Raw genomic sequence first — 20416 nt, 5'->3', positions numbered from 1 at the left:
GGGCAAGCCCGCTCCCACAGGTTTGGTGGTGTATGCAAAACCTGCGAACACCCCAAACACTGTGGGAGCGGGCTTGCCCGCGATAGGGCCAACGCGGTCCTAAACCGACAACCGCAGCGCCAAGGCCGCCAGCGTCACCAGCAACACCGGCAATGTCAGCACAATCCCCACCTTGAAGTAGTAGCCCCAGCCAATCTGGATATTCTTGCGTTGCAGCACATGCAGCCAGAGCAAGGTCGCGAGGCTGCCGATCGGGGTAATTTTCGGCCCCAGGTCGCTGCCGATCACGTTGGCGTAGATCATCGCCTCCTTGACCACCCCGGTGGCCTGGCTGGCATCGATCGACAAGGCACCGATCAGCACTGTCGGCAGGTTGTTCATCAGCGACGACAGCAGCGCCGTCAGCAGCCCGGTGCCCATGGCCGCGCCCCACACGCCATATTGGGCGAACAGATCCAGCCAGCCGGCCAGGTAGGCGGTCAGCCCGGCATTGCGCAGGCCGTAGACCACCAGGTACATGCCCAGGGAAAAAATCACAATATGCCACGGCGCTTCCTTCATCACCTTGCGCGTGGAGATCTTATGCCCACGGGCAGCGATAGCCAGCAACAGCGCCGCGCACACCGCGGAAATCGCGCTGATGGGAATCCCCAGCGGCTCCAGGGCAAAACACCCCAGCAGCAGGATCGCCAGCACCGCCCACCCGGCGAAGAAGGTGGCTTTGTCGTGAATCGCGGTCTTCGGCTCCGCCAGTTGCTCAGGCTCGTAACGCTGCGGAATATCGCGACGGAAATACCACAGCAGCACCGCCAGGGTCGCGGCCACGGCCACCAGGTTGACCGGCACCATCACCGCGGCATAGCGGTTGAAGCCAATGTGGAAAAAGTCGGCCGAGACAATGTTCACCAGGTTCGACACCACCAGCGGCAGGCTGGCGGTGTCGGCGATAAATCCGGCGCCCATCACGAAGGCCAGGGTCGCCGTCGGCGAAAACCGCAGGGCCAGCAGCATTGAAATGACGATCGGAGTGAGGATCAGCGCGGCACCATCGTTGGCGAACAGCGCCGAGACCAGGGCCCCGAGCAAGACCATATAGGCAAACAGCTTGCGCCCGCTGCCGTGCCCCCAGCGCGCCACATGCAGGGCCGCCCAGGCAAAAAAACCGGCTTCATCCAGCAGCAGGCTGATGATGATCAGGGCGACAAAGGTCCCGGTGGCATTCCAGATAATTTCCCAGACCAAGGGGATGTCGCTCAAGTGCACCACGCCACTGAGCAAGGCCAGTACCGCGCCGAGCATGGCACTCCAGCCGACGCCCAGGCCCTTGGGTTGCCAGATCACCAGGGTGATGGTCAGCAGGAAAATCAATGAGGCGATCAGCATGCACAGCAACCTTCAATCAGGAGTTTGGGAAAGAGAAAGCCATCAGCAGCAGCGTTGTGGACGGCCAGGCATCGCCACCAACCGCGCGATATCCGCAGCCAGCCAGGCCTCGTTGGCGACCAGGGCTTCGCGCAACAGCCGGGCGACCCAGGGCGCAAGTTGCGGATGAACCCGGTAATACACCCACTGCCCTTGCCGGCGATCGGCGAGCAGACCACTGCTGCGCAATTGCGCCAGGTGCCGGGAGATTTTTGGCTGGCTGAGGTCCAGCGCCGCAGTCAGCTCACAGACACAAAGCTCGCCTTCATGGGTGATGAGCAAGGCGATACGGCTGCGGGTGTCATCGGCCAGCGCCTTGAATACTTCGACGGGATTGCAGGATGGGGACATGGAGGGAGTGCGCCTGGACTAACCAGGCGCAAATATATGGAATTTCGAATATCTGGTAAAGCACAGACTTTGGGAATCGGGTTCACCCGTGCAACTGTCGAGCTCGCGAGGCTGCGTCAACGGCCGCAGGACGTTCATTCGATATGGCAATACCGCGTGGGGTCGCTGCGCAACCCCACGCGGCCTTCGGCGGTTGCTACAAAGCTCACTCAGGATTTTTTGTGTTGCTCGACCCACTTGGCGTAGGCGTCGATGAAGCCTTGCAGGAATGGCCGGACCTTTTCCGAGAGCTTGCCCGCCTCATCGAAGGCCGAACCCGCGCCCCCCAGGTACGCTTCCGGCTGTTGCATGCACGGCACGTCGAGGAACACCAGGGACTGGCGCAGGTGGTGGTTGGCGCCAAAACCGCCAACCGCACCGGGTGAAACGCTGATCACCGCGCCCGGTTTACCGCTCCAGGCGCTCTTGCCGTAAGGCCGTGAACCAACGTCGATGGCGTTCTTCAACGGCGCCGGTACCGAGCGGTTGTATTCCGGGGTCACGAACAGCACCGCGTCGGATGAGCTCACCTGATCGCGAAAAGTGCTGTAGGCTGCCGGCGGGGTTACGTCGATGTCTTCGTTGTAAAGCGCCAGATCACCAATCTCGACGATGTTCAAGCGCAGGTTGGCGGGAGCCAGTTCGGCCAGCGCCAGCGCGACCTTGCGATTGATCGACTGTTTTCTCAAGCTACCCACCAGGACAGCAACCGTATAGACCTTGCTCATTGGAGATTCCCGACTATCTGGCTAAAGGAGCCTGTAGTTATAGATGATTCGGTGCCATTTCAGGGGGTTGTTGTGCGGTTATCGCGGCAAAACACTATTTTTTTCCTGTAGGAAAACTTACCAAGCTTATCGACGGTCTACAGAACCGCAAATTGAGTGACTTATCTCCAGAGGTTCTAAGCAGATGGCAGCAGTACTCGTCGGACAATTCCATGCAAGAGACGCGGAAGGCCGTGTCTATTCGGTGCATGAGTTCCAGGATTCCACCCCGTCGGCAGACGGTTTCAGCACCTCCGTTCCTGTTACCACCTACAAGCTGGCCATCGGTGATCGAGTCAACAAGCTCGACGGCAACGAATTTGTGCTGGTGCAATCGGGCGTCACCATCATTCGTGAACCGGACACCAACGTCGCCTCTTGAGCCCGCCGTCATGAGCTGAAGTCAACGTCACGGACTTGGGTTAGGATTCAGCCACTACCCCTCACCTGCTGAACATGGACTTCACGCATGCGTCTACGCCATATCGAAGTGATCCAGGCACTCCTGCAAACCAGCCATCTGGGCACCGCTGCCGAGATGCTGCAATTGCCGGTGGCCGCGATCGAGGGGATGTTGCGCGAGGCCGAGGATCATCTCGGCTTCATGCTGTTTGCCAGCGTGCGCGGGCGCCTGCAGGCGACCCGCGAAGCTCGCCAGCTACAGGTGCAGATCGACCGCGTGTATGAAGCCTTCGAGCCCGTGCAGCGCCTGGCCGACAGCCTGCGTCAGTACCAGGCCCCGCCATTACGGGTGATCTGCACCCCACCCCTGGCCCAGCAACTGCTGCCCCAGGGACTGGCGAGCCTGCGCCGGCGGTTTCCCGATGCGCCCTGCTCGCTGCACAGCCAACCCACCCGCGATATCGTCAAGAGCCTGCTGCTGCGCGAAAGCGACCTCGGCTTGAGCCTGCATGACCCCGAACACGCCGACATTCACTGCCAACTCCTGGCCCAGGGCAAGCTGCAGTTGCTGGCCCCCCACGGCTGGCTGCAACCGCGACAGAAGTACATCGGCGTGCAGGACCTGGCGGGCCAGTCATTGGTCGGGCTGGAAGGCCACGACCCACTGAGCCCGCTGTTCGACAGTAAATTGCAGGCCCTGCGCCCCGCCCCGGTGATTCACACCCGGGTGCAGACTCACCAGATGATGCGCAGCATGGTCGAGGCCGGCGAAGGCCTGGCCATCGTCGATCCGTTTACCGCCCTGGGTGCCAAGGCCAGCGGCCTGGATGTCTGCCCACTGTCACCGGCGGTGCCGATCAACCTGTATGCCCTGACCCTCGACAATGCTGTCGCCACACCGGCATTGAGCGCACTGCTGGAGATCATCAAGGCACAAGCCGAGGCGATGCTGGCGGGCTGACCGGGTGCGCCAACGGGTCGGCAAACAGGCGGTACCAGAACAACGCCACTTCCGCCGTCTGCGGGTCGATACCGCGATATCGCAGGTGATCGATGCCGCCAATCACATACCCACAACGCTCATACAGCCGGCAGGCGCCCAGGTTGTTGTTCTGGGTTTCCAGCATGATCCCCGGCAGCTTCTTCTTGCGACTCCAGAACTGCGCCACGTCGAGCAATGCCTTGGCCACGCCATGGCGCCGCGCCGGCGCATGCACCGCCAGCTCGTCGATATGGGCGAAGCCGTTCCAGTTGGTGCTGACCACGATGTGCCCCACTGGCTGGTCATCGAGGAAGGCCATGAAAATCGCACTGTCGGCGGCGTCGTGGAAACTGGCGAACTCCTCGGGATCGATGCCGTAGCATTTGCGATAAGGCGTGATGGTTTGCAGCGGCCACTCCGCCACCGGCGTATCGAGTTGGGCGCGGGCATAGGCCCTGACTTCAAAACTGAAGTCGCTGCCCCAGATGTACGCGGCAAAACCCTGGTCAGCGACACGCACTGCCAGACCCGGGTATTTGGGGTTGATGACCGGTTGCATGCTGGGAAACGTCCTCAAATCTTGATGCAATCGACGGTGTAGCTCCGCCCATTGCCCTCGTCTTCATGTTGCAGGCCGTGCACATCGGCGACGAACCCCGGGAAACTGCGGTCAAACGTGCGGGCAAACGCCAGGTAGTCGATGATCGAGCGAGTGGCCTCGGTAAAACGCTCACCGGGCATGATCAGTGGAATCCCCGGCGGGTACGGTACCAGCATCACGGCAGCGATGCGCCCTGGCAATTGATCGATGGGCACCGCCTCGACTTCGCCACGGACCAGTTGATCATAGGCATCGGCCGGCTTCATCGCGACTTCCGGCAGCACCGTGTACATGCGCTTGAGGTGCTTGGCCGTGGCGTTGCTGCGGTAGCAGGCGTGCAATTGGTCGCACAGGTCGCGCAAGCCCATACCCTGGTAACGGGCGCCGTCCTGCTGGGCCACACAGGGTAGGCAGGCGGCGAGGCTGACGTTGGCATCGTAGCTGCGCTTGAACTCCAGCAACTCGGTGAGCAAGGTGCTCCACTTGCCCTTGGTGATGCCCATCGAGAACAGCACCAGGAACGAATACAGGCCGGTCTTCTCGACCACCAGGCCGCGCTCCCAGAGGAACTTGCTGACCACCGCCGCCGGAATCCCACGCTCGCTCAGCGCCCCGCCGGCGGTCAGGCCGGGCATCACCAGGGTCACCTTGACCGGGTCGAGCAACACGTAGTCCTCGGCGATATCACCAAAACCATGCCACTCGTCTTCGGGCAGCAGCAGCCAGTCCGCGGTTGCGACCCGGTCGATGCCGGTCACCAGCGGCGGCTGCCAGATCGAGAACCACCAGTCATCGGCAGCAATGTGCTGGCGCAGGTTGGCCAGCGCCCGGCGAAAGCTCAGGGCCTCATCGAACATCTCCTGCAACAGCGAGCGCCCCGCCGGCCCCTCCATCATCGCCGACGCCACGTCCAGCGAGGCAATGATGCTGTACTGCGGCGACGTCGAGATGTGCATCATGAAGGCTTCATTGAAGCGGTCGCGATCCAGTTGCCGGGCACCACCGTCCTGCACGTGAATCATCGAGGCCTGGCTGAAGGCCGCCAGCAGCTTGTGGGTCGAATGGGTGGTGAATACCAGCGGGCTGTCGGCCGAACGCGAAGTGCCCATGCCGTAGCGCCCGGCGAAGAACTCGTGAAACGCCGCATAGGCGTACCAGGCCTCGTCGAAGTGCAGGACTTCGACGCTGTTGCCCAGGGTTTGCTTGATCAGCTCAGCGTTGTAGCAAAGGCCGTCGTAGGTCGAGTTGGTGACCACCGCCAGCTTGACTTTGGCGGCACGGCCACGGGTCAACGGGCTGGCATCGATCTTGGCCTGGATCGATTCAGGGCTGAACTCGCTCAAGGGGATCGGGCCGATGATCCCCAGCTCGTTGCGCTCGGGGCACAGGTACAGCGGGATGGCCCCGGTCATGATGATCGAATGCAGCACCGACTTGTGGCAGTTGCGGTCCACCAGCACCAGGTCATCGCGGGCGACCATCGCCTGCCAGACGATCTTGTTGGCGGTGGAAGTGCCATTGATCACGAAAAAGGTGTGGTCGGCACCGAAGTTGCGCGCGGCCCGGGCTTCGGCTTCGGCCAGGGGGCCGGTGTGGTCGAGCAGCGAGCCGAGTTCGGGCACCGAGACCGAGAGGTCCGAGCGCAAGGTGTTTTCCCCGAAAAACTGGTGGAAGGCCTGCCCTACCGGACTCTTGTGATAGGCCACGCCCCCACCGTGCCCCGGGGTGTGCCAGGAATAGTTGGAGTCGGCGGTGTGGTGCTGCACCAGGGCCTTGAAGAACGGCGGCAGCAAGCCATCCAGGTAGCTACGGGCGGCCCGCGCCACCTGGCGTGCGAGAAAGGGCACGGTGTCTTCGAACAGATAAAGAATGCCGCGCAACTGGTTAAGTTCGCTCATGGCGTCGGCCGGGGCGTTTTCCAGGGTGACCTGTTCGCCCAGGGCGAAAATCGGCAGGTTCGGCGCCCGGGCGCGGGCCACCCGGATCAACTCGGCCATGTTCTGCAGCAGGTGGGTGTTTTCCCCCGCCCCCTCGGCGGCAATCAACATGCACGCCAGGCCGTGGTGAGTCGAGGCAACCAGTCGCCCTTCCGCGTAATCCACCGCCGACACGACGCTGAAACCTTCCTGCTCCAACTCCCTGGCGATACCCCGGACGCGGTCACCGGCAACCGTGTCGGCCTTGATGTCGCGGTGAACGATGAGGACCGGGAACTTCAAGTCTTTGTACATGGGGCTTGGCGTCCTGAGACGGCGGACCATGGTCTGCCAATACACTCAGGGTAGAGGGTTGCGGCCCATGTAGCGAGCGATGCCCCAGGAACCTGGGGGCAAACCGTATGCCTGAAACCACAACACCATGAATCATGGTGTACACCCTGTGGGAGCGGGCGCCCGCTTGCGGCTTGCCCGCGATGGTCGTGAACGATGCCGCGCCAAGCCAGGCTCAACGCGGGGTCCTTAAGTCCATCGCGGGCAAGCCGCAAGCGGGCGCCCGCTCCCACAGGGTCGGCGCTACTTCCTCAGCCCAGGGCTTTGGCTTCGGCCAGTTGAGTCCACAGCGCGGGCGCGCCGGCGGACTTGGCGATGATTTCCAGGCGCACGGCATGCTCGGCCAGTTCGGCTTCGCTGGCCCGAATGATCCGCGCCGGGGTGCGATCCGCCGGCAGGCGACGGATTTCACTGGCCTGGCTGCCGGAGCCATCACCCGAACCGTTACCGTCAGACGCATTGCCAGCCAGCGACAGGCTGGTCTGGCCGCCGGTCATGGTCAGGTAGACGTCGGCAAGGATCTCGGAGTCGAGCAACGCGCCGTGCAGTTCACGGCCGGAGTTGTCGACGCCATAACGCTTGCACAGGGCATCGAGGTTGTTGCGCTGCCCGGGGTGACGCTCCCGGGCCATCATCAGGGTGTCGAGGATCGAGCAGTGCTGGGTGATGTCCGCCCGGTCGTGCGCGCCCATCAGGGCAAATTCGTTGTTGATGAAACCAACGTCGAACGCCGCGTTATGGATGATCAGTTGGGCGCCCTTGATGAATTCAAAGAACTCATCGGCCACTTCAGCGAAGCGCGGCTTACCCACCAGGAACTCGTTGGTGATGCCGTGGACGCCAATCGCGCCCTCGTCACTTTCCCGATCTGGCTGCAAATAGACGTGGAAATGCCGGCCCGTCAGGCGTCGGCCGAGCAACTCGACGCAACCGATCTCGATGATCCGGTGCCCGTCGGTTACCGGCATGCCGGTGGTTTCGGTGTCGAGCACCACCATCCTCTGAGCCATCTATGTACACCCCTTCTGCGTAGCATTTTGCGTAGGGCGGCGATCTTAACACAGAGCTGCAAAGCACCGCCGGATGGCAGTTGCAGGCCTCAGCCCTGGTCGCCACCGCCCACCGGCATTACCAACCCGGTGATATAGGCCGCGGCGTCGGACGCCAGGAACAGGATCGGCTCGACCTGTTCATCAATGGTGCCATAGCGCTTCATCAGGCTGCTGTCGACGGTCTGGTCGACGATCTGCTGGTACCAGACCTGCTCCTGCGGGCTCTGCTCGGCGCTGTTGCGCGGGATTCGCCGCGGCGGTGCTTCGGTGCCACCTGGGGCCGTGGCATTGACCCGGATCCCGCGCCCGGCGGTTTCGAAGGCCAGGCATGCCGTCAGGGCGTTGACCCCGCCCTTGGCCGCGCCATAAGGCACACGATTGACACTGCGGGTGGCGATGGAGGAGACGTTGACGATCGCCCCACTGCCCTGCTCCAGCATGTACGGCAATGCGGCGTGACAGCACCACAGGGTCGGAAACAACGACCGCCGGACCTCCGCCTCGATCTGCTGCGCCTCGTAATGTTCGAACGGCTTGGCCCAGATGGTGCCGCCAACATTGTTGATCAGGATGTCGAGACGTCCGAAACGCTCGACCGCGGCCTGCATCACCCGGTCGCACTCGGTGTATTGTTCAAGGTCGGCCGTGAGGGTCAGGACTTCGCAGTGTGCGCCCAGTTGCTCCTGCAACTCGAACACCAGCTCAGAGCGATCGACCAGCACCAGGCGCGCACCTTCCGCCGCCATGCGCTCGGCCACTCGACGCCCGATACCCTGGGCTGCGCCGGTAACCAGCGCGACTTTTTCGTGGAATCTGTGCATATCCAATCCTCAAGACGGTGTGACTGATCCCTGTGGGAGCGGGCTTGCCCGCGATGACTTCGGCACAGTCAACATCATTGTTGGCTGACCCGGCGCTATCGCGGGCAAGCCCGCTCCCACAGGGGATGGGGTGGCTGCCTGAGCCTGTCAGGCAGCACTGGCGGCAAATTTTTCGTAGTAGAAATTCTTCGGTGCAATGCCCTGCTCGCGGATGTAATGGCTCACCGCCTCGACCATCGGCGGCGGACCACAGAGGTAGACGTCGACGTCGCCATCGTTCAAATGCCGGGGTTCGATGTGCTGGGTCACGTAGCCCTTGAGCGGGTGGCTGCTTTGCGGGTTGGCCACGCAGGCGCTGAAGCTGAAGTTGGGGATGCGCTCGGCCAAGGTTTGCAGGCGATCGAGCTCCACCAGGTCAAAATCGTTGGTCACCCCGTAGATCAGGTGCAACGGATGGGCACTGCCCTGGTCGGCGATTTTTTCCAGCATGGCGGTGAATGGCGCCAGTCCCGTGCCGCCCGCCAGCAGCAACAACGGCCGCTGAATATCACGCAGGTAGAAACTGCCCAGGGGGCCCGCCAGACTCATGCAGTCGCCGGCCTTGGCGATGCCGGTGAGAAAGCTGCTCATCAACCCGCCTGGAACGTTGCGGATCAGGAAGCTGACCTCGCCGTCACGCTGCAGCGAGCTGAATGAATAGGCCCGGGTCTGCTCGCTACCGGGAATGCCCAGGTTGACGTATTGCCCCGGCAGGAACGCCAGCTTGCTCAGGGCCTCACCCTTGATCGACAAGGCAATGGTGCTGTCCGACAACTGCCGCACCTGGCTGATGGCGGCGCTGTAGCTGGCCTGCTGGGTGCGGCAGACATCGGACGAGGCCGGCACCCGCACCACGCAATCGCTCTGGGCACGCATCTGGCAGGTCAGGACAAAGCCCTGCTCGGCTTCTTCGGCCGTCAGCGCGTCTTCGATGTATTCCTCACCCAGGTCATAGCGCCCGGCCTCGGCAAAACACTTGCAGGTCCCGCAGGCGCCATCGCGGCAATCCAGCGGGATGTTGATGCCCTGGCGGTAGGCGGCATCGGCCACAGTCTCACCGGGGTTGGCGTCGACAAAACGGGTGACGCCGTCTTCAAAATTCAAAGCGATGGAATGGGACATGCGCGCGGCCTCACAAATGGTAGACATCGATGACCTGGCGAACGTAGTCGTTCTTCAGGATCACTTTCTTGGCCTTGATCAGCGGGCTGTCACCGCGCACGTCGAGGGTGTAGAAACTGCTGCCGAAATAGCTGTCGACGGTCTTGTAGCGAAAACTCAGGGTGTGCCAGTTGAAGCGCACCTTGCACAGGCCGTCGTGCTGTTCGAGCAGCTCGATGTTGCTGATGTTGTGGGAGGTCCGGGTGTCCGGCACGCTGGCGCTGGAACGTTCGGTCTTGATACGGAAGATGCGGTCTTCAAGGCCGGTGCGGTTGCCGTACCAGATCAGGGAAATTTCCCGCTGCGGGTCTTCGGTCAGCTCGTCGTTGTCGTCCCAGGACGGCATCCAGAAGCTGGCGTCGGCGGCGTACAGCTCCAGCCAGTTGTCCCAGTCCTTGTCGTCGAGGTAGCGCGCTTCGCGGTAGAGAAAGTCGCGCACGGTGTCGTAGGTCACGCTCATGCCAGTTCCTCCACCTTGATCAACGCCGACTGCTCGGCGTCCAGCGCCTTGAGCATGGTTTGCTGCCAATACTTGTGTTGCAGCACGAACAGCCCTTCGTCTTCGGTGCGAACGCCACTGAGCAACGGGTGCAGGTCTATTTCCTTGGCCGCCTCATCGGCGCCTTCGACCCAGTGTTCGGCGCCGCGGGACATGTCGTTCCAGGCGCTGGTGCTGCCCTGGTAGCCCATCTGGCAGGAACGGAACTCTTCCAGGTCGTCCGGGGTGGCCATGCCGCTGACGTTGAAGAAGTCTTCGTACTGGCGGATCCGGCTCGAGCGCGCGGTGTCGCTCTCCCCTTTGGGGGCGATGCAGTAGATGGTGATTTCGGTGCGGTTGACCGAGATCGGCCGGGCAATGCGGATCTGCGAGCTGAACTGATCCATCAGGTACACGTTGGGGTACAGGCACAGGTTGCGCGAGTTCTCGATCATCCAATCGGCGCGCGCCTTGCCGAAGTCCCTGGCCAGTTCGTCACGGCGTTCGTACAGCGGACGGTCCTCGGGGTTGGACCAGCGGGTCCAGAGCAGCATGTGGCCCTTGTCGAAGGAGTAGAAGCCGCCGCCCTGCTTGGCCCAGGTGCCGGCGCTCATGGTCGGGTTCTCGTCCCCGCATTCACGCTGCTTGCGCTGGTTCTGGGTGGCTGCGTAGTTCCAGTGCACGGAGCTGACGTGGTAGCCGTCGGCGCCGTTTTCCGCGGTGAGCTTCCAGTTGCCTTCGTAGATGTAGCTGCTGGAGCCGCGCAGCACTTCCAGGCCGTCGGCGGACTGATCGACGATCATGTCGATGATCTTCGCCGATTCCCCCAGGTGCTCGACCAGCGGCACCACATCGGCCTTGAGGCTGCCGAACAGGAAGCCGCGGTAGGACTCGAAGCGCGCGACTTTGGTCAGGTCGTGGGAGCCTTCGCAGTTGAAGCTGGCCGGGTAGCCTGCCGCCGAGGGGTCCTTGACCTTGAGCAACTTGCCGGAGTTGTTGAAGGTCCAGCCATGGAACGGGCAGGTGTAGGACGATTTGTTGCCGGTCTTGTGGCGGCAGAGCATCGCCCCACGGTGGCTGCAGGCGTTGATGAAGGCGTTGAGCTCACCGTCCTTGTTGCGCGCGATGAAGATCGACTGGCGGCCCATGGTGGTGGTGTAGAAATCATTTTTGTTGGGGATCTGGCTCTCGTGGGCCAGATACAGCCAGTTGCCCTCGAAAATGTGCTGCATTTCGAGATCGAACAGGCGCGGGTCGGTAAACATCTCGCGCTTGCAACGGAAAATACCCTGTTCTTTGTCGTCTTCGAGCAGGGAGTGAAGGTATTCGGGTCGCAGGGACATGGCCGCCGCCTCCATTGTTTTTATTCAGGCAAGGCTCATGCTAGAGCCGGTGCTGGAGGGGCAATAGCCATTGGCTGCAGATCATTATCCGTTTTGTGCAATTGCCCCCATGGCAGTCAATGGCGGCGCTTGAGGGTATCGGAAGGCAATTCGCCGAACTGTTTACGGTAGCTCTCGGAAAACCGCCCCAGGTGCAGGAAGCCGTAGTCCATGGCCAGTTCAGTGACGTTGCGCACCGTGCAGGTGGGGTCGCTGAGGCAGGCGTTGACCCGCTCCAGTTTCTTCTGCCGGATGTAGTTTTTCGGCGTGCAGGCGGCATGCCGTTCGAACAGGCCATACAGCGAGCGCAAGCTCATGCGGGCCTGGCGCGCCAGTTCCTCGCTGCAGATGTCCTGCTTGAGATTGCGCTCGATGTAGTCGGCGATCAGCTCGAAACTCGAGGTCTGGGAACCGAGACCGGCGCGGCTGACGTTGGTTTTCATCAGGCTGAGCATCTTGCTGACGATGATCTGCGCGTAGTGTTCCTGAACCCGGGGCATGCTCTCGGTGGCCTCGGCTTCCTGGCAGACCATGCCCAGCAGGTTGACGAAGCCTTCGAGTTCGGCCAGTTGGTAGCGGTTTTCGAGGAAGCGTACGCCCTGCCCCGGATGCAGCCAGCGTTGTTCCTGGCAGACCGACTCGAGCAGGCTGGCGGGCATTTTCAGGATGAATTTTTCGCAGTCGTCGGAGTATGTCAGGTCCACCGGATCGTCCGGGTTGATCAACAGCAGTTCACCGGGGGCGAAGTAGTGTTCCTGCTTGTGACCGCGCCACAGGCAGTTGCCCTTGAGCAGTACCTGCAGGTGAAAGATGGTCTCCAGCGCTGGCGAGGTGACCCGCACACTGCCGCCGTAACTGATGCGGCACAGGTCCAGGCTGGCGAATTTGCTGTGATTGAGACTGGCTTGCGGGCTGCCACTCTTGGGCAGGCGGATGCAGTGGTTGCCCACGTGCTGATTGACGTAACCCGACACCGCGTAAGGGTCGGCCTGCGCAAAGACACTGCTGCGCTCACTCAAGAGATGCGCTTGCATAACCGGTCACTCTCATTATTTTTATAGGCTGTGCAGGGCTGCTCGTGGCGCCCTGCTCAGGCAAATCAGGCCTGGGCATTCTAGGCAACTTACCCCACAGCGCAAAGCCACGGGAAAACCGCAGGGTTTTACCGTGGCTCGATTCCCGCGTGGATCAGTCCTCCAGTGCGCGAACCCGCTCGTGACGCTGCTGCTCCTGGGGCTGGGCCGAGGATTGCAGGGTGAAGTCGAACTCGATTTCGGCAAACCGACCGCTCACGCCGTAGGCCGCGGCACGCTGCTGATCGTCGCTGAAGGTAATCTGGGCGATCAGTTCGTCACGAGTGGCGTAGGCGAAGTCATCGTGCAGGTACTTGTCGCCATCCAGGTTGATCTGGGTGGTCAGGTGGCGATGGTCATCGGCCGAGATGAAGAAGTGAATGTGCGCCGGACGCTGGCCATGCCGGCCCAGTTGATCGAGCAGTTGCTGGGTCGGGCCATCCGGTGGGCAGCCGTAGCCCGACGGTACGATACTGCGAAAACGATAGCGGCCTTCGGCATCGGTGACGATGCGCCGACGCAGGTTGAACTCCGACTGGCTGCCATCGAAATACGAGTAGGTGCCGCCGGTGTTGGCGTGCCAGACGTCAACCACAGCCCCGGCCAGCGGCGTGCCGTCGGTGTTCTTGACCTGGCCCTGCATGAACAGCACCACACCCGGGTCGACGCCGTCATCCAGGCGTGCCTCTGCCTGGGACAGCGGTGCGCCGGCCACGTACAGCGGGCCTTCGATGGTCCGCGGAGTGCCGCCGGCCTTGCCGGCCTGCTCGTCTGCAGCGTCCATCAGCAGGTCCAGATAGTGTTCCAGGCCCAGGCCGGCCACCAGCAGGCCGGCTTCCTGACGGCTGCCCAGCACGTTGAGGTAGTTGACCGCTTTCCAGAACTCTTCCGGGGTCACGTTGAGGTCTTCGATGATGTTCACCGAATCGCGCAGGATGCGGTAGACCAGGGCCTTGGCACGCGGGTTACCGTCATCGTTGAGCAGGCCGCTGGCTTCTTCGAGAAACTTCTGGGCCGTGGCAGTGTGGGAAATTCTGACGTTCATGATTAATCCTCATCTTGTATTTATTAGAGTACAGAACAGGCAACAGCGGCTCAGCGATCGTCCTCATGAATAGAAGAAGGATGCCTGCACATCGCCGTCACTTCGATAGCCATGTAGGGATACAGCGGCAATTGCATCAGCAGATCGTGCAGTTCTTGCACGCTGTCGACGTCGAACACGCTGTAATTGGCGTACAACCCGGCAATGCGCCACAGGTGCCGCCACTTGCCCTGCTGCTGCAGGCGCTGGGCCAGGGCCTTCTCGTCGGCCTTGAGTTGAGCGGCTCGCTCAGGGTTCATGTCGACCGGCAGGTTCACGGTCATTTTTACTTGGAACAACATGCGCAACTCCTCAGACTAAATGGTGGGCAGGGGCGCTCTTGTCCCGGCGGAAAAACGCCAGGCGCTCTTCGTCCAGGTTCAGGCCCAGGCCCGGCGCCGATGAAACGTGTAGGTGGAAATCGCGGTACACCAGCGGTTCGCTGAGGATGTCTTCGGTCAACAGCAGCGGGCCGAACAGTTCGGTGTCCCAGCTCAGTTTGTTCAGGGTCAGGAACGCATGGGCCGAGGCCAGGGTACCAATCCCGCCTTCGAGCATGGTGCCCCCGTACAGGCCGATGCCCGCCGCTTCGGCAATCGCCGCCGTGCGCAACACCGCGCGGGGTCCGCCATTCTTGGCGATTTTCAGGGCGAACACCGAGGCCGCGCCTTCACGGGCCAGGTTGAACGCGTCCTCGACGCACTCGATCGACTCGTCGGCCATGATCGGCGCCGGGCTCATGGCATTCAGGCGCACCATGCCGGAACGGTTGTTGCGCGAAATCGGCTGTTCGATCAGGTCGATGCCATTGCCGCCGAGAATCCGGCAGGCGCGCAGGGCCACGGCTTCGTCCCACGCCTGATTGACGTCGACCCGCACACTGGCGCGATCGCCCAGGGCTTTCTTGATGGCGATCACATGGGCCAGGTCGCGGTCGACGTCACCGGCGCCGATCTTCAACTTGAAGATCCGGTGCCGACGCAGGTCGAGCATCTGCTCGGCCTCGGCGATGTCCCGGGCGGTATCGCCGCTGGCCAGGGTCCAGGCTACCGGCAGCGCGTCGCGCACCCGGCCACCGAGCAATTCGCTGACCGCCAGCCCCAGGCGCTTGCCCTGAGCGTCGAGCAAGGCAGTTTCGATACCTGACTTGGCAAAGGTGTTGCCGCGAATGCTGCGCTCCAGGCGCAACATCGCCGCGTTGATATTGCTGGCATCCTGGCCCAGCAGCAGCGGAGTGAAATGCTGGTCGATGTTGGTCTTGATGCTGTCCGGGCTTTCATTGCCGTAGGCCAGGCCACCGATGGTGGTCGCCTCGCCTATCCCCTCGATACCGTCCTCGCAGCGTACCCGGATGATCACCAGGGTCTGGTTCTGCATGGTGTGCATCGCCAGCTTGTGTGGGCGGATGGTCGGCAGATCGACGATGATCGTCTCGATCGATTTAATGGCAGCAGCAAGCATGTCGATACCCGTTAGGTTCTTGAAGTTCTGGGATCGATTCTCGTACGGCTTTTTTCTGGGTTCCAATATAGAATTGGTCTGGATCGATACCTTAAAGGTATTCACTCCTGTGGACGGTGGAGGGCTCATGGAGCTGCGTCATTTGCGTTACTTCCAGGTGCTGGGGCAAACCCTGAATTTCACACGCGCCGCCGAGCGCCTGCATATCGCCCAGCCGCCACTGAGCCGGCAGATCCAGCAACTGGAAGATGAACTGGGGGTGGTGCTGCTTGAGCGTGGGCGGCCATTGCGCCTGACCGAGGCGGGACGATTTTTCCTCGAGCATTCCACAGCGTTGCTCGAGCAACTGCACAAGGTCTGCGACAACACGCGGCGCATCGGCCTGGGCGAGAAGACCTGGCTGGGCATCGGCTTTGCGCCTTCGACCCTGTATGGCGTGTTGCCCGAGCTGATTCGCCGCCTGCGCAGCAACGAGATCCTGGAACTGGAGCTGGGGCTGTCGGAAATGACCACCCTGCAACAGGTGCAGGCACTCAAGGCCGGGCGGATCGATGTCGGATTCGGGCGGATTCGCATCGACGACCCGGCGATCATCCAGACGGTGCTCAACGAAGACCGCCTGGTCGCCGCCCTGCCCGCTGGCCACCCTCTGCTCGCACGGCCCATCAGCCTCACCGAACTGGCCACCGAACCCTTTGTGCTGTACCCGGGCAATCCCCGGCCAAGCTATGCCGATCACGTGATCGCGCTGTTCGAATCCTACGGGGTCAGCATCAAGGTGGCGCAGTGGACCAACGAACTGCAAACGGCGATAGGCCTGGTGGGCGCGGGAATCGGCGTGACGCTGGTACCGGCCTCGGTGCAGTTGCTGCACCGCGACGACATCGGCTTCACTCCACTGCTGGAAAGCAATGCCACCTCGCCGATCATCCTCAGCCAGCGCATCGGCGATGTGTCGCCGGGGCTGAACCATTGCCTGCGGCTGATCGAGCAGTTGCGCAGCGCTTGATAGTTCGGCGCAGTCCCATTAAGCGGGCTTGCCCGCGATAGCGGTGTGCCAGGCGCTATGGATGCTGGCTTTGCCGACCCCATCGCGGGCAAGCCCGCTCCCACAGGTTTTGTAGGTGTATGCGGGATCTGTGCGCATCCAAAACCACTGTGGGAGCGAGCTTGCTCGCGATAGCAATGCGCCAAGCACCATCGATGTTGAATGTGCCGACCCCATCGCGAGCAAGCCGCAAGCGGGCGCCCGCTCCCACAAGCCTTACAGATCCTACAGGCCCCGAACTTCGTCGACGCCGCGGTTGGCCAATTGGTCGGCACGTTCGTTGCCTGGGTGGCCAATGTGCCCGCGGACCCATTTCCAGGTCACGTTGTGGCGGTTGACCTGCTCGTCCAGCAGTCGCCACAGGTCGGCATTTTTCACCGGTTCCTTGGCCGCGGTTTTCCAGCCGCGCTTTTTCCAGTTGACCATCCACTCGTTGATGCCTTTCATCACGTACTGCGAGTCCGTCACCAGCAGCACGTCGCAGGAACGCTTGAGCTCTTCCAGGCCGCGAATCGCGCCCATCAGTTCCATGCGGTTGTTGGTGGTATTGGCTTCGCCGCCCCAGAGTTCCTTTTCGACGCCCTTGCAGATCAGCAGTGCGCCCCAGCCGCCGGGGCCAGGGTTGCCTTTGCAGGCGCCGTCGGTGAAGAGTTCTACGCTATCGCTCATGCCAATCTATCCAGAAAATGTCGGTGGCTTGCCGATCAACGACCGACAACGCCTGAGGCCGGGCAAGCCCGGCCGGGAAAATAATGAGGGTGTTACGGATCGCTGTGGCGGCGGTTGACCTTGGCCATCGGCAGTGGAATCAGCTTGCCCATTGGCTCGCGGCGAACCTGACGCACCGGGCGCAGGCCGACTACTATCTTGCGTGCCACCAATAAATAGAAACCACCACCGGATACCTGCCAGTCTCCGGCCTTGCGCTCCCAACCGGCCAAACGTGTTTGCCAGGCGGGGGATGCGAGCGGCGGACGATAGCACCCGAAGCGGCGTTTCTCCAGCGCGAAGCCCAGCAGGTTGAGCCAGTCGGCAACCCGTGACGGCGAAATACAGCGCGCCTTGCGCAGCCCGTCGTGGGCAAACACATGGCGCAGACCCCAGGTGCTCCAGGGGTTGATGCCGATGATCAGCAAATGCCCGCCAGGCCTTACGGCACTGGCCGCTTCGCGCAGCAGGCCATGGGGCGACAGGCAGAAGTCCAGGCCGTGCTGCATCACCACCACGTCGGCGGCGTGTTCGCTGAGGGGCCAGGCCTGTTCTTCGCAGACGATTTCCACCCCCGGCAACGGTGCGCCAAGGCGCACATTACGCTGCACCTGGGGCGCATTGGGTGGAGACTCGGCAGACGGCCCGTAATGCACCAGGTAGCCACCAAAAAAGCGCCCCAACTCGTCTTCGAGCATGCGCCGCTCTTCATTCAGTAGAAATTGCCCCAGGGGACCGGACAGCCACTCGCGGGCCGCGCTGATCAATGCCAGCCAGTCCGGGTCAGCCTGAGCGAACGCTTTATCGGTCATTGCATTCTCCAATGCGCCAGGAAGCTCTAAGATGCACCAATGTTTTCCGCTTGGCGAATCCCGCGATGATACAGATCAGTGCTCTTCCCGCGTTCACCGACAACTACATCTGGTTGTTACAGGATCATCGCAGCCAGTGCTGCGCGGTGGTCGATCCAGGCGATGCCGCGCCGGTCCAGGCCTGGCTGGCCCAACACCCGGAGTGGCGGCTGAGCGAGATTCTGATCACCCACCATCACCATGATCACGTCGGCGGAGTCGAAACCCTGAAGCACGCCACGGGCGCGACGGTCTACGGCCCTGCCAGCGAAAACATTCCCGGGCGCGACGTGGCCCTAAATGACAACGATCGAGTCAGCGTACTCGGTTGGGAGTTTGAGGTGTATGCGGTGCCAGGCCACACCCTGGGCCATATCGCCTATTACCACCACGGCCTGCTGTTCTGTGGCGACACCCTGTTCGCCGCCGGCTGCGGGCGCCTTTTCGAGGGCACGCCGCAGCAAATGCATGACTCCCTCAGCCGCCTCGCCGCCCTGCCCGAGGACACCCTGGTGTATTGCACCCATGAGTACACCCTGAGCAACCTGCGTTTCGCTGTCGCGGTCGAGCCCGACAACCGGCACATAGCCGAGCGATTCGAGAAGGTCTCCCAGTTACGCGAAGCCGGACGCATGTCGTTGCCTTCGACCCTGGCGCTGGAAAAGCTGACAAACCCGTTTCTGCGTACTGGCGTAACATCTGTTAAAGAAAAAATAGACGAACGGAATGGCCCCGATAACCGGGCCCCCAGTGAGGTTTTTGCGGCCCTGCGCGCATGGAAAGATAAGTTCTAAGCAGTGCCACCATAGGCCGAAAAATTCTGAATGGTTGACCGCACCCGGTGCGCTTTCTAGAATCGCCCGACATTTTTGCCCGGAACTTACTTCCAGCCAATGTCGTCATCTATTCGTAAATCCATCCATTCAGACGCATTGACCCGCTTGGCTCAAGCCATCGCGGTGGCTGTGTCCGCCACCCTGGCGGGCTGTAGCAGCACCAGTCAGTTGCCGCAAACCGACGCGGCCCACACCTTATCCGTACGCACCAAGCAAAAACCGATCTGGCTCAGCGAGAAGCCCGCACCGGAAATTCCCCAGGATGTCTGGGAGCGCATGCGCCAGGGCTTCCAGCTGCAAGATGGCCTGGGCGTCAACCCGCGCATCGAGCAACAGCGCTTGTGGTTCGCCAGCAACCCGTCCTACCTGGAAAGCGCCGGCGAGCGCGGCAGCCTGTACATCCACTACATCGTCGAACGCCTCGAAGAACGCAACATGCCGCTGGAACTGGCCCTGCTGCCAGTCATTGAAAGCTCCTACAACCCGATGGCCTACTCGCGTTCCCATGCCGTCGGCCTGTGGCAGTTCATTCCGTCCACCGGGCGTTATTTCAACCTGCGCCAGACCCGCTTCTACGATGGTCGTCGCGACATCACGGCCTCCACCACGGCCGCGATGGACTACCTGACCAAGCTGCACGACATGTTCAACGGCGACTGGCTGTTGGCCCTGGCGGCCTACAACGCCGGCGAAGGCACGGTCAGCCGGGCCATCGAGCGCAACGAAAAGCTCGGCCTGCCCACTGACTACTGGAACCTGCCGTTGCCGGCGGAAACCCAGGCCTACGTGCCCAAGCTGCTGGCCCTCTCGCAAGTGGTCCTGGCGCCCGAAGCCTACGGCGTGAACCTCAATCCGATCGCCAACGAACCCTACTTCGAAGTCGTCGAGATCAACCAGCGCATGGACCTGTCCAAGGTTGCCGCGGTGGCCAACATCGACGAAGACGAACTGTTCCAGCTCAACCCGGCCTTCAAGCAACGCACCACCATCGACGGCCCCCAGCACCTGCTGGTGCCAACGTCCAAGGCGCAACTGCTGACGACCAGCCTGTCGACCATGAAACCCGAAGAGCTGATCAGCAAGCGTTCGCTCAAGCCGGTGTTCGAAGGCGCAGACAGCCCGGCGCTGGCCACGGCCAAGCGTAACTATCGGGTCAAGCGCGGCGACAACCTGACCTCCATCGCCAAGGCCAACCGGGTCGACGTCAAGGACCTGCAGCGCTGGAACAACTTGACCGGCAAGAACCTCAAGGCCGGCCAGACCCTGGTCATGCAGGACACCCGCAAGCGCAGCACCGGCCGCACCACTACGGTGCTGGCCGCCAACACCAAGAAGCAGACCCAGTACAAGGTCAAGCAAGGCGACTCGCTGTACATGGTAGCCAAGCGCTTCAACGTCGAGATGCAACACCTCAAGCGCTGGAACCCGCGCGTTGGCCAGGCACTCAAGCCTGGGCAGATGCTGACGGTCTCCTCGCCACGCTGAGCCCCCTTGCCTGCGATGGTCGCCAACGATGACGCGTACATCCTGAATCACCGCGTTGTTCTTTAGTGCATCGCTGGCAAGCCAGCTCCCACAGTTTCTGCCG

At 62.1% G+C, this 20416-nt stretch carries 21 protein-coding genes; 5 read left to right on the top strand and 16 right to left on the bottom strand.

Annotated elements, in window-relative coordinates; translation table 11 throughout:
- Positions 1-99: 99 nt before the first annotated feature.
- The 3 genes from QMK50_RS27005 to QMK50_RS26995 all read right to left on the bottom strand — a co-directional run bounded on the left by QMK50_RS27005 (position 100) and on the right by QMK50_RS26995 (position 2540).
- The gene (locus tag QMK50_RS27005) at positions 100-1383 is read right to left on the bottom strand and encodes an arsenic transporter (RefSeq protein WP_320334470.1); all 1284 of its coding nucleotides are present in this window, start codon (positions 1381-1383) and stop codon (positions 100-102) included.
- Positions 1384-1425: 42 nt separating this feature from the next.
- A complete protein-coding gene (locus QMK50_RS27000) occupies positions 1426-1773 on the bottom strand; it encodes a metalloregulator ArsR/SmtB family transcription factor (RefSeq protein ID WP_095168821.1) in 348 nt (115 codons plus the stop codon).
- Between the two features lie 209 nt (positions 1774-1982).
- Positions 1983-2540, bottom strand: a complete 558-nt coding sequence (locus QMK50_RS26995) for an NADPH-dependent FMN reductase (protein WP_095168822.1) — start codon at positions 2538-2540, stop codon at positions 1983-1985.
- Between the two features lie 184 nt (positions 2541-2724).
- Here QMK50_RS26995 and QMK50_RS26990 point away from each other — a divergent pair, with 184 nt between their 5' ends.
- Positions 2725-2961, top strand: coding sequence for a hypothetical protein (locus QMK50_RS26990; RefSeq protein WP_320334469.1), 237 nt, complete (start codon positions 2725-2727; stop codon positions 2959-2961).
- An 87-nt stretch (positions 2962-3048) separates the two neighbouring features.
- Positions 3049-3942, top strand: coding sequence for a LysR substrate-binding domain-containing protein (locus tag QMK50_RS26985; RefSeq protein ID WP_320334468.1), 894 nt, complete (start codon positions 3049-3051; stop codon positions 3940-3942).
- Here the strand turns inward: QMK50_RS26985 and QMK50_RS26980 are convergent.
- The 11 genes from QMK50_RS26980 to QMK50_RS26930 form a co-directional block, all read right to left on the bottom strand.
- Positions 3908-4522 (bottom strand): GNAT family N-acetyltransferase, encoded by a 615-nt coding sequence (locus tag QMK50_RS26980; protein WP_320334467.1) that lies wholly within the window; start codon positions 4520-4522, stop codon positions 3908-3910. The two genes, QMK50_RS26985 and QMK50_RS26980, sit on opposite strands and share 35 nt — an antisense overlap.
- Before the next feature lie 14 nt (positions 4523-4536).
- Positions 4537-6795, bottom strand: coding sequence for an Orn/Lys/Arg decarboxylase N-terminal domain-containing protein (locus QMK50_RS26975; RefSeq protein ID WP_320334466.1), 2259 nt, complete (start codon positions 6793-6795; stop codon positions 4537-4539).
- Between the two features lie 290 nt (positions 6796-7085).
- Entirely contained in the window at positions 7086-7844 is a 759-nt protein-coding gene (dnaQ, locus tag QMK50_RS26970; protein ID WP_095168827.1) for a DNA polymerase III subunit epsilon, read from the bottom strand.
- Between the two features lie 89 nt (positions 7845-7933).
- Positions 7934-8707, bottom strand: coding sequence for a 1,6-dihydroxycyclohexa-2,4-diene-1-carboxylate dehydrogenase (locus tag QMK50_RS26965; protein ID WP_095168828.1), 774 nt, complete (start codon positions 8705-8707; stop codon positions 7934-7936).
- Positions 8708-8854: 147 nt separating this feature from the next.
- The gene (gene benC / locus QMK50_RS26960; RefSeq protein ID WP_320334465.1) at positions 8855-9868 is read right to left on the bottom strand and encodes a benzoate 1,2-dioxygenase electron transfer component BenC; all 1014 of its coding nucleotides are present in this window, start codon (positions 9866-9868) and stop codon (positions 8855-8857) included.
- Between the two features lie 10 nt (positions 9869-9878).
- On the bottom strand, positions 9879-10367 hold the full coding sequence (benB, locus tag QMK50_RS26955; protein WP_095168830.1) for a benzoate 1,2-dioxygenase small subunit: 489 nt from the start codon (positions 10365-10367) through the stop codon (positions 9879-9881).
- On the bottom strand, positions 10364-11728 hold the full coding sequence (benA, locus tag QMK50_RS26950; RefSeq protein WP_095168896.1) for a benzoate 1,2-dioxygenase large subunit: 1365 nt from the start codon (positions 11726-11728) through the stop codon (positions 10364-10366). The genes benB and benA overlap by 4 nt, the downstream gene beginning before the upstream one ends.
- 116 nt (positions 11729-11844) lie before the next feature.
- A complete protein-coding gene (locus QMK50_RS26945; RefSeq protein ID WP_095168831.1) occupies positions 11845-12801 on the bottom strand; it encodes an AraC family transcriptional regulator in 957 nt (318 codons plus the stop codon).
- A 154-nt stretch (positions 12802-12955) separates the two neighbouring features.
- Positions 12956-13885: a catechol 1,2-dioxygenase gene (gene catA, locus QMK50_RS26940; RefSeq protein WP_095168832.1), complete on the bottom strand. Its 930-nt coding sequence runs from the start codon at positions 13883-13885 to the stop codon at positions 12956-12958.
- A gap of 50 nt (positions 13886-13935) precedes the next feature.
- A complete protein-coding gene (catC, locus tag QMK50_RS26935) occupies positions 13936-14226 on the bottom strand; it encodes a muconolactone Delta-isomerase (protein WP_320334464.1) in 291 nt (96 codons plus the stop codon).
- A gap of 10 nt (positions 14227-14236) precedes the next feature.
- Entirely contained in the window at positions 14237-15385 is a 1149-nt protein-coding gene (locus QMK50_RS26930) for a muconate cycloisomerase family protein (protein ID WP_162530203.1), read from the bottom strand.
- Between the two features lie 127 nt (positions 15386-15512).
- Between QMK50_RS26930 and QMK50_RS26925 the strand changes: the two genes are divergently transcribed.
- The gene (locus QMK50_RS26925; RefSeq protein WP_320334463.1) at positions 15513-16394 is read left to right on the top strand and encodes a LysR family transcriptional regulator; all 882 of its coding nucleotides are present in this window, start codon (positions 15513-15515) and stop codon (positions 16392-16394) included.
- A 264-nt stretch (positions 16395-16658) separates the two neighbouring features.
- Here the strand turns inward: QMK50_RS26925 and rnhA are convergent, their stop codons facing one another.
- Positions 16659-17102, bottom strand: a complete 444-nt coding sequence (rnhA, locus tag QMK50_RS26920) for a ribonuclease HI (protein ID WP_095168836.1) — start codon at positions 17100-17102, stop codon at positions 16659-16661.
- A gap of 92 nt (positions 17103-17194) precedes the next feature.
- Positions 17195-17953, bottom strand: coding sequence for a class I SAM-dependent methyltransferase (locus tag QMK50_RS26915; RefSeq protein ID WP_095168837.1), 759 nt, complete (start codon positions 17951-17953; stop codon positions 17195-17197).
- A gap of 65 nt (positions 17954-18018) precedes the next feature.
- On the opposite strand from QMK50_RS26915, the gene gloB reads away from it, so the two are divergent.
- Together gloB and QMK50_RS26905 are read left to right on the top strand one after the other, a co-directional pair.
- Entirely contained in the window at positions 18019-18786 is a 768-nt protein-coding gene (gene gloB / locus QMK50_RS26910) for a hydroxyacylglutathione hydrolase (RefSeq protein WP_320334561.1), read from the top strand.
- 99 nt (positions 18787-18885) lie between these two features.
- The gene (locus QMK50_RS26905; RefSeq protein ID WP_095168839.1) at positions 18886-20313 is read left to right on the top strand and encodes a transglycosylase SLT domain-containing protein; all 1428 of its coding nucleotides are present in this window, start codon (positions 18886-18888) and stop codon (positions 20311-20313) included.
- The last annotated feature ends 103 nt before the right edge of the window (positions 20314-20416 follow it).

The organism is Pseudomonas sp. P5_152 (assembly GCF_033989915.1).
Classification (GTDB): domain Bacteria; phylum Pseudomonadota; class Gammaproteobacteria; order Pseudomonadales; family Pseudomonadaceae; genus Aquipseudomonas.
The sequence above is the reverse complement of the archived record's forward strand: the minus strand, read 5'-3'. Positions and strand labels throughout refer to the sequence as shown.

Coding starts and splice junctions, on each gene's coding strand:
- QMK50_RS27005 (WP_320334470.1), bottom strand. CDS start 1,383: ATGCTGATCGCCTCATTGATTTTCCTGCTGACCATCACCCTGGTGATC.
- QMK50_RS27000 (WP_095168821.1), bottom strand. CDS start 1,773: ATGTCCCCATCCTGCAATCCCGTCGAAGTATTCAAGGCGCTGGCCGAT.
- QMK50_RS26995 (WP_095168822.1), bottom strand. CDS start 2,540: ATGAGCAAGGTCTATACGGTTGCTGTCCTGGTGGGTAGCTTGAGAAAA.
- QMK50_RS26990 (WP_320334469.1), top strand. CDS start 2,725: ATGGCAGCAGTACTCGTCGGACAATTCCATGCAAGAGACGCGGAAGGC.
- QMK50_RS26985 (WP_320334468.1), top strand. CDS start 3,049: ATGCGTCTACGCCATATCGAAGTGATCCAGGCACTCCTGCAAACCAGC.
- QMK50_RS26980 (WP_320334467.1), bottom strand. CDS start 4,522: ATGCAACCGGTCATCAACCCCAAATACCCGGGTCTGGCAGTGCGTGTC.
- QMK50_RS26975 (WP_320334466.1), bottom strand. CDS start 6,795: ATGTACAAAGACTTGAAGTTCCCGGTCCTCATCGTTCACCGCGACATC.
- dnaQ (WP_095168827.1), bottom strand. CDS start 7,844: ATGGCTCAGAGGATGGTGGTGCTCGACACCGAAACCACCGGCATGCCG.
- QMK50_RS26965 (WP_095168828.1), bottom strand. CDS start 8,707: ATGCACAGATTCCACGAAAAAGTCGCGCTGGTTACCGGCGCAGCCCAG.
- benC (WP_320334465.1), bottom strand. CDS start 9,868: ATGTCCCATTCCATCGCTTTGAATTTTGAAGACGGCGTCACCCGTTTT.
- benB (WP_095168830.1), bottom strand. CDS start 10,367: ATGAGCGTGACCTACGACACCGTGCGCGACTTTCTCTACCGCGAAGCG.
- benA (WP_095168896.1), bottom strand. CDS start 11,728: ATGTCCCTGCGACCCGAATACCTTCACTCCCTGCTCGAAGACGACAAA.
- QMK50_RS26945 (WP_095168831.1), bottom strand. CDS start 12,801: ATGCAAGCGCATCTCTTGAGTGAGCGCAGCAGTGTCTTTGCGCAGGCC.
- catA (WP_095168832.1), bottom strand. CDS start 13,885: ATGAACGTCAGAATTTCCCACACTGCCACGGCCCAGAAGTTTCTCGAA.
- catC (WP_320334464.1), bottom strand. CDS start 14,226: ATGTTGTTCCAAGTAAAAATGACCGTGAACCTGCCGGTCGACATGAAC.
- QMK50_RS26930 (WP_162530203.1), bottom strand. CDS start 15,385: ATGCTTGCTGCTGCCATTAAATCGATCGAGACGATCATCGTCGATCTG.
- QMK50_RS26925 (WP_320334463.1), top strand. CDS start 15,513: ATGGAGCTGCGTCATTTGCGTTACTTCCAGGTGCTGGGGCAAACCCTG.
- rnhA (WP_095168836.1), bottom strand. CDS start 17,102: ATGAGCGATAGCGTAGAACTCTTCACCGACGGCGCCTGCAAAGGCAAC.
- QMK50_RS26915 (WP_095168837.1), bottom strand. CDS start 17,953: ATGACCGATAAAGCGTTCGCTCAGGCTGACCCGGACTGGCTGGCATTG.
- gloB (WP_320334561.1), top strand. CDS start 18,019: ATGATACAGATCAGTGCTCTTCCCGCGTTCACCGACAACTACATCTGG.
- QMK50_RS26905 (WP_095168839.1), top strand. CDS start 18,886: ATGTCGTCATCTATTCGTAAATCCATCCATTCAGACGCATTGACCCGC.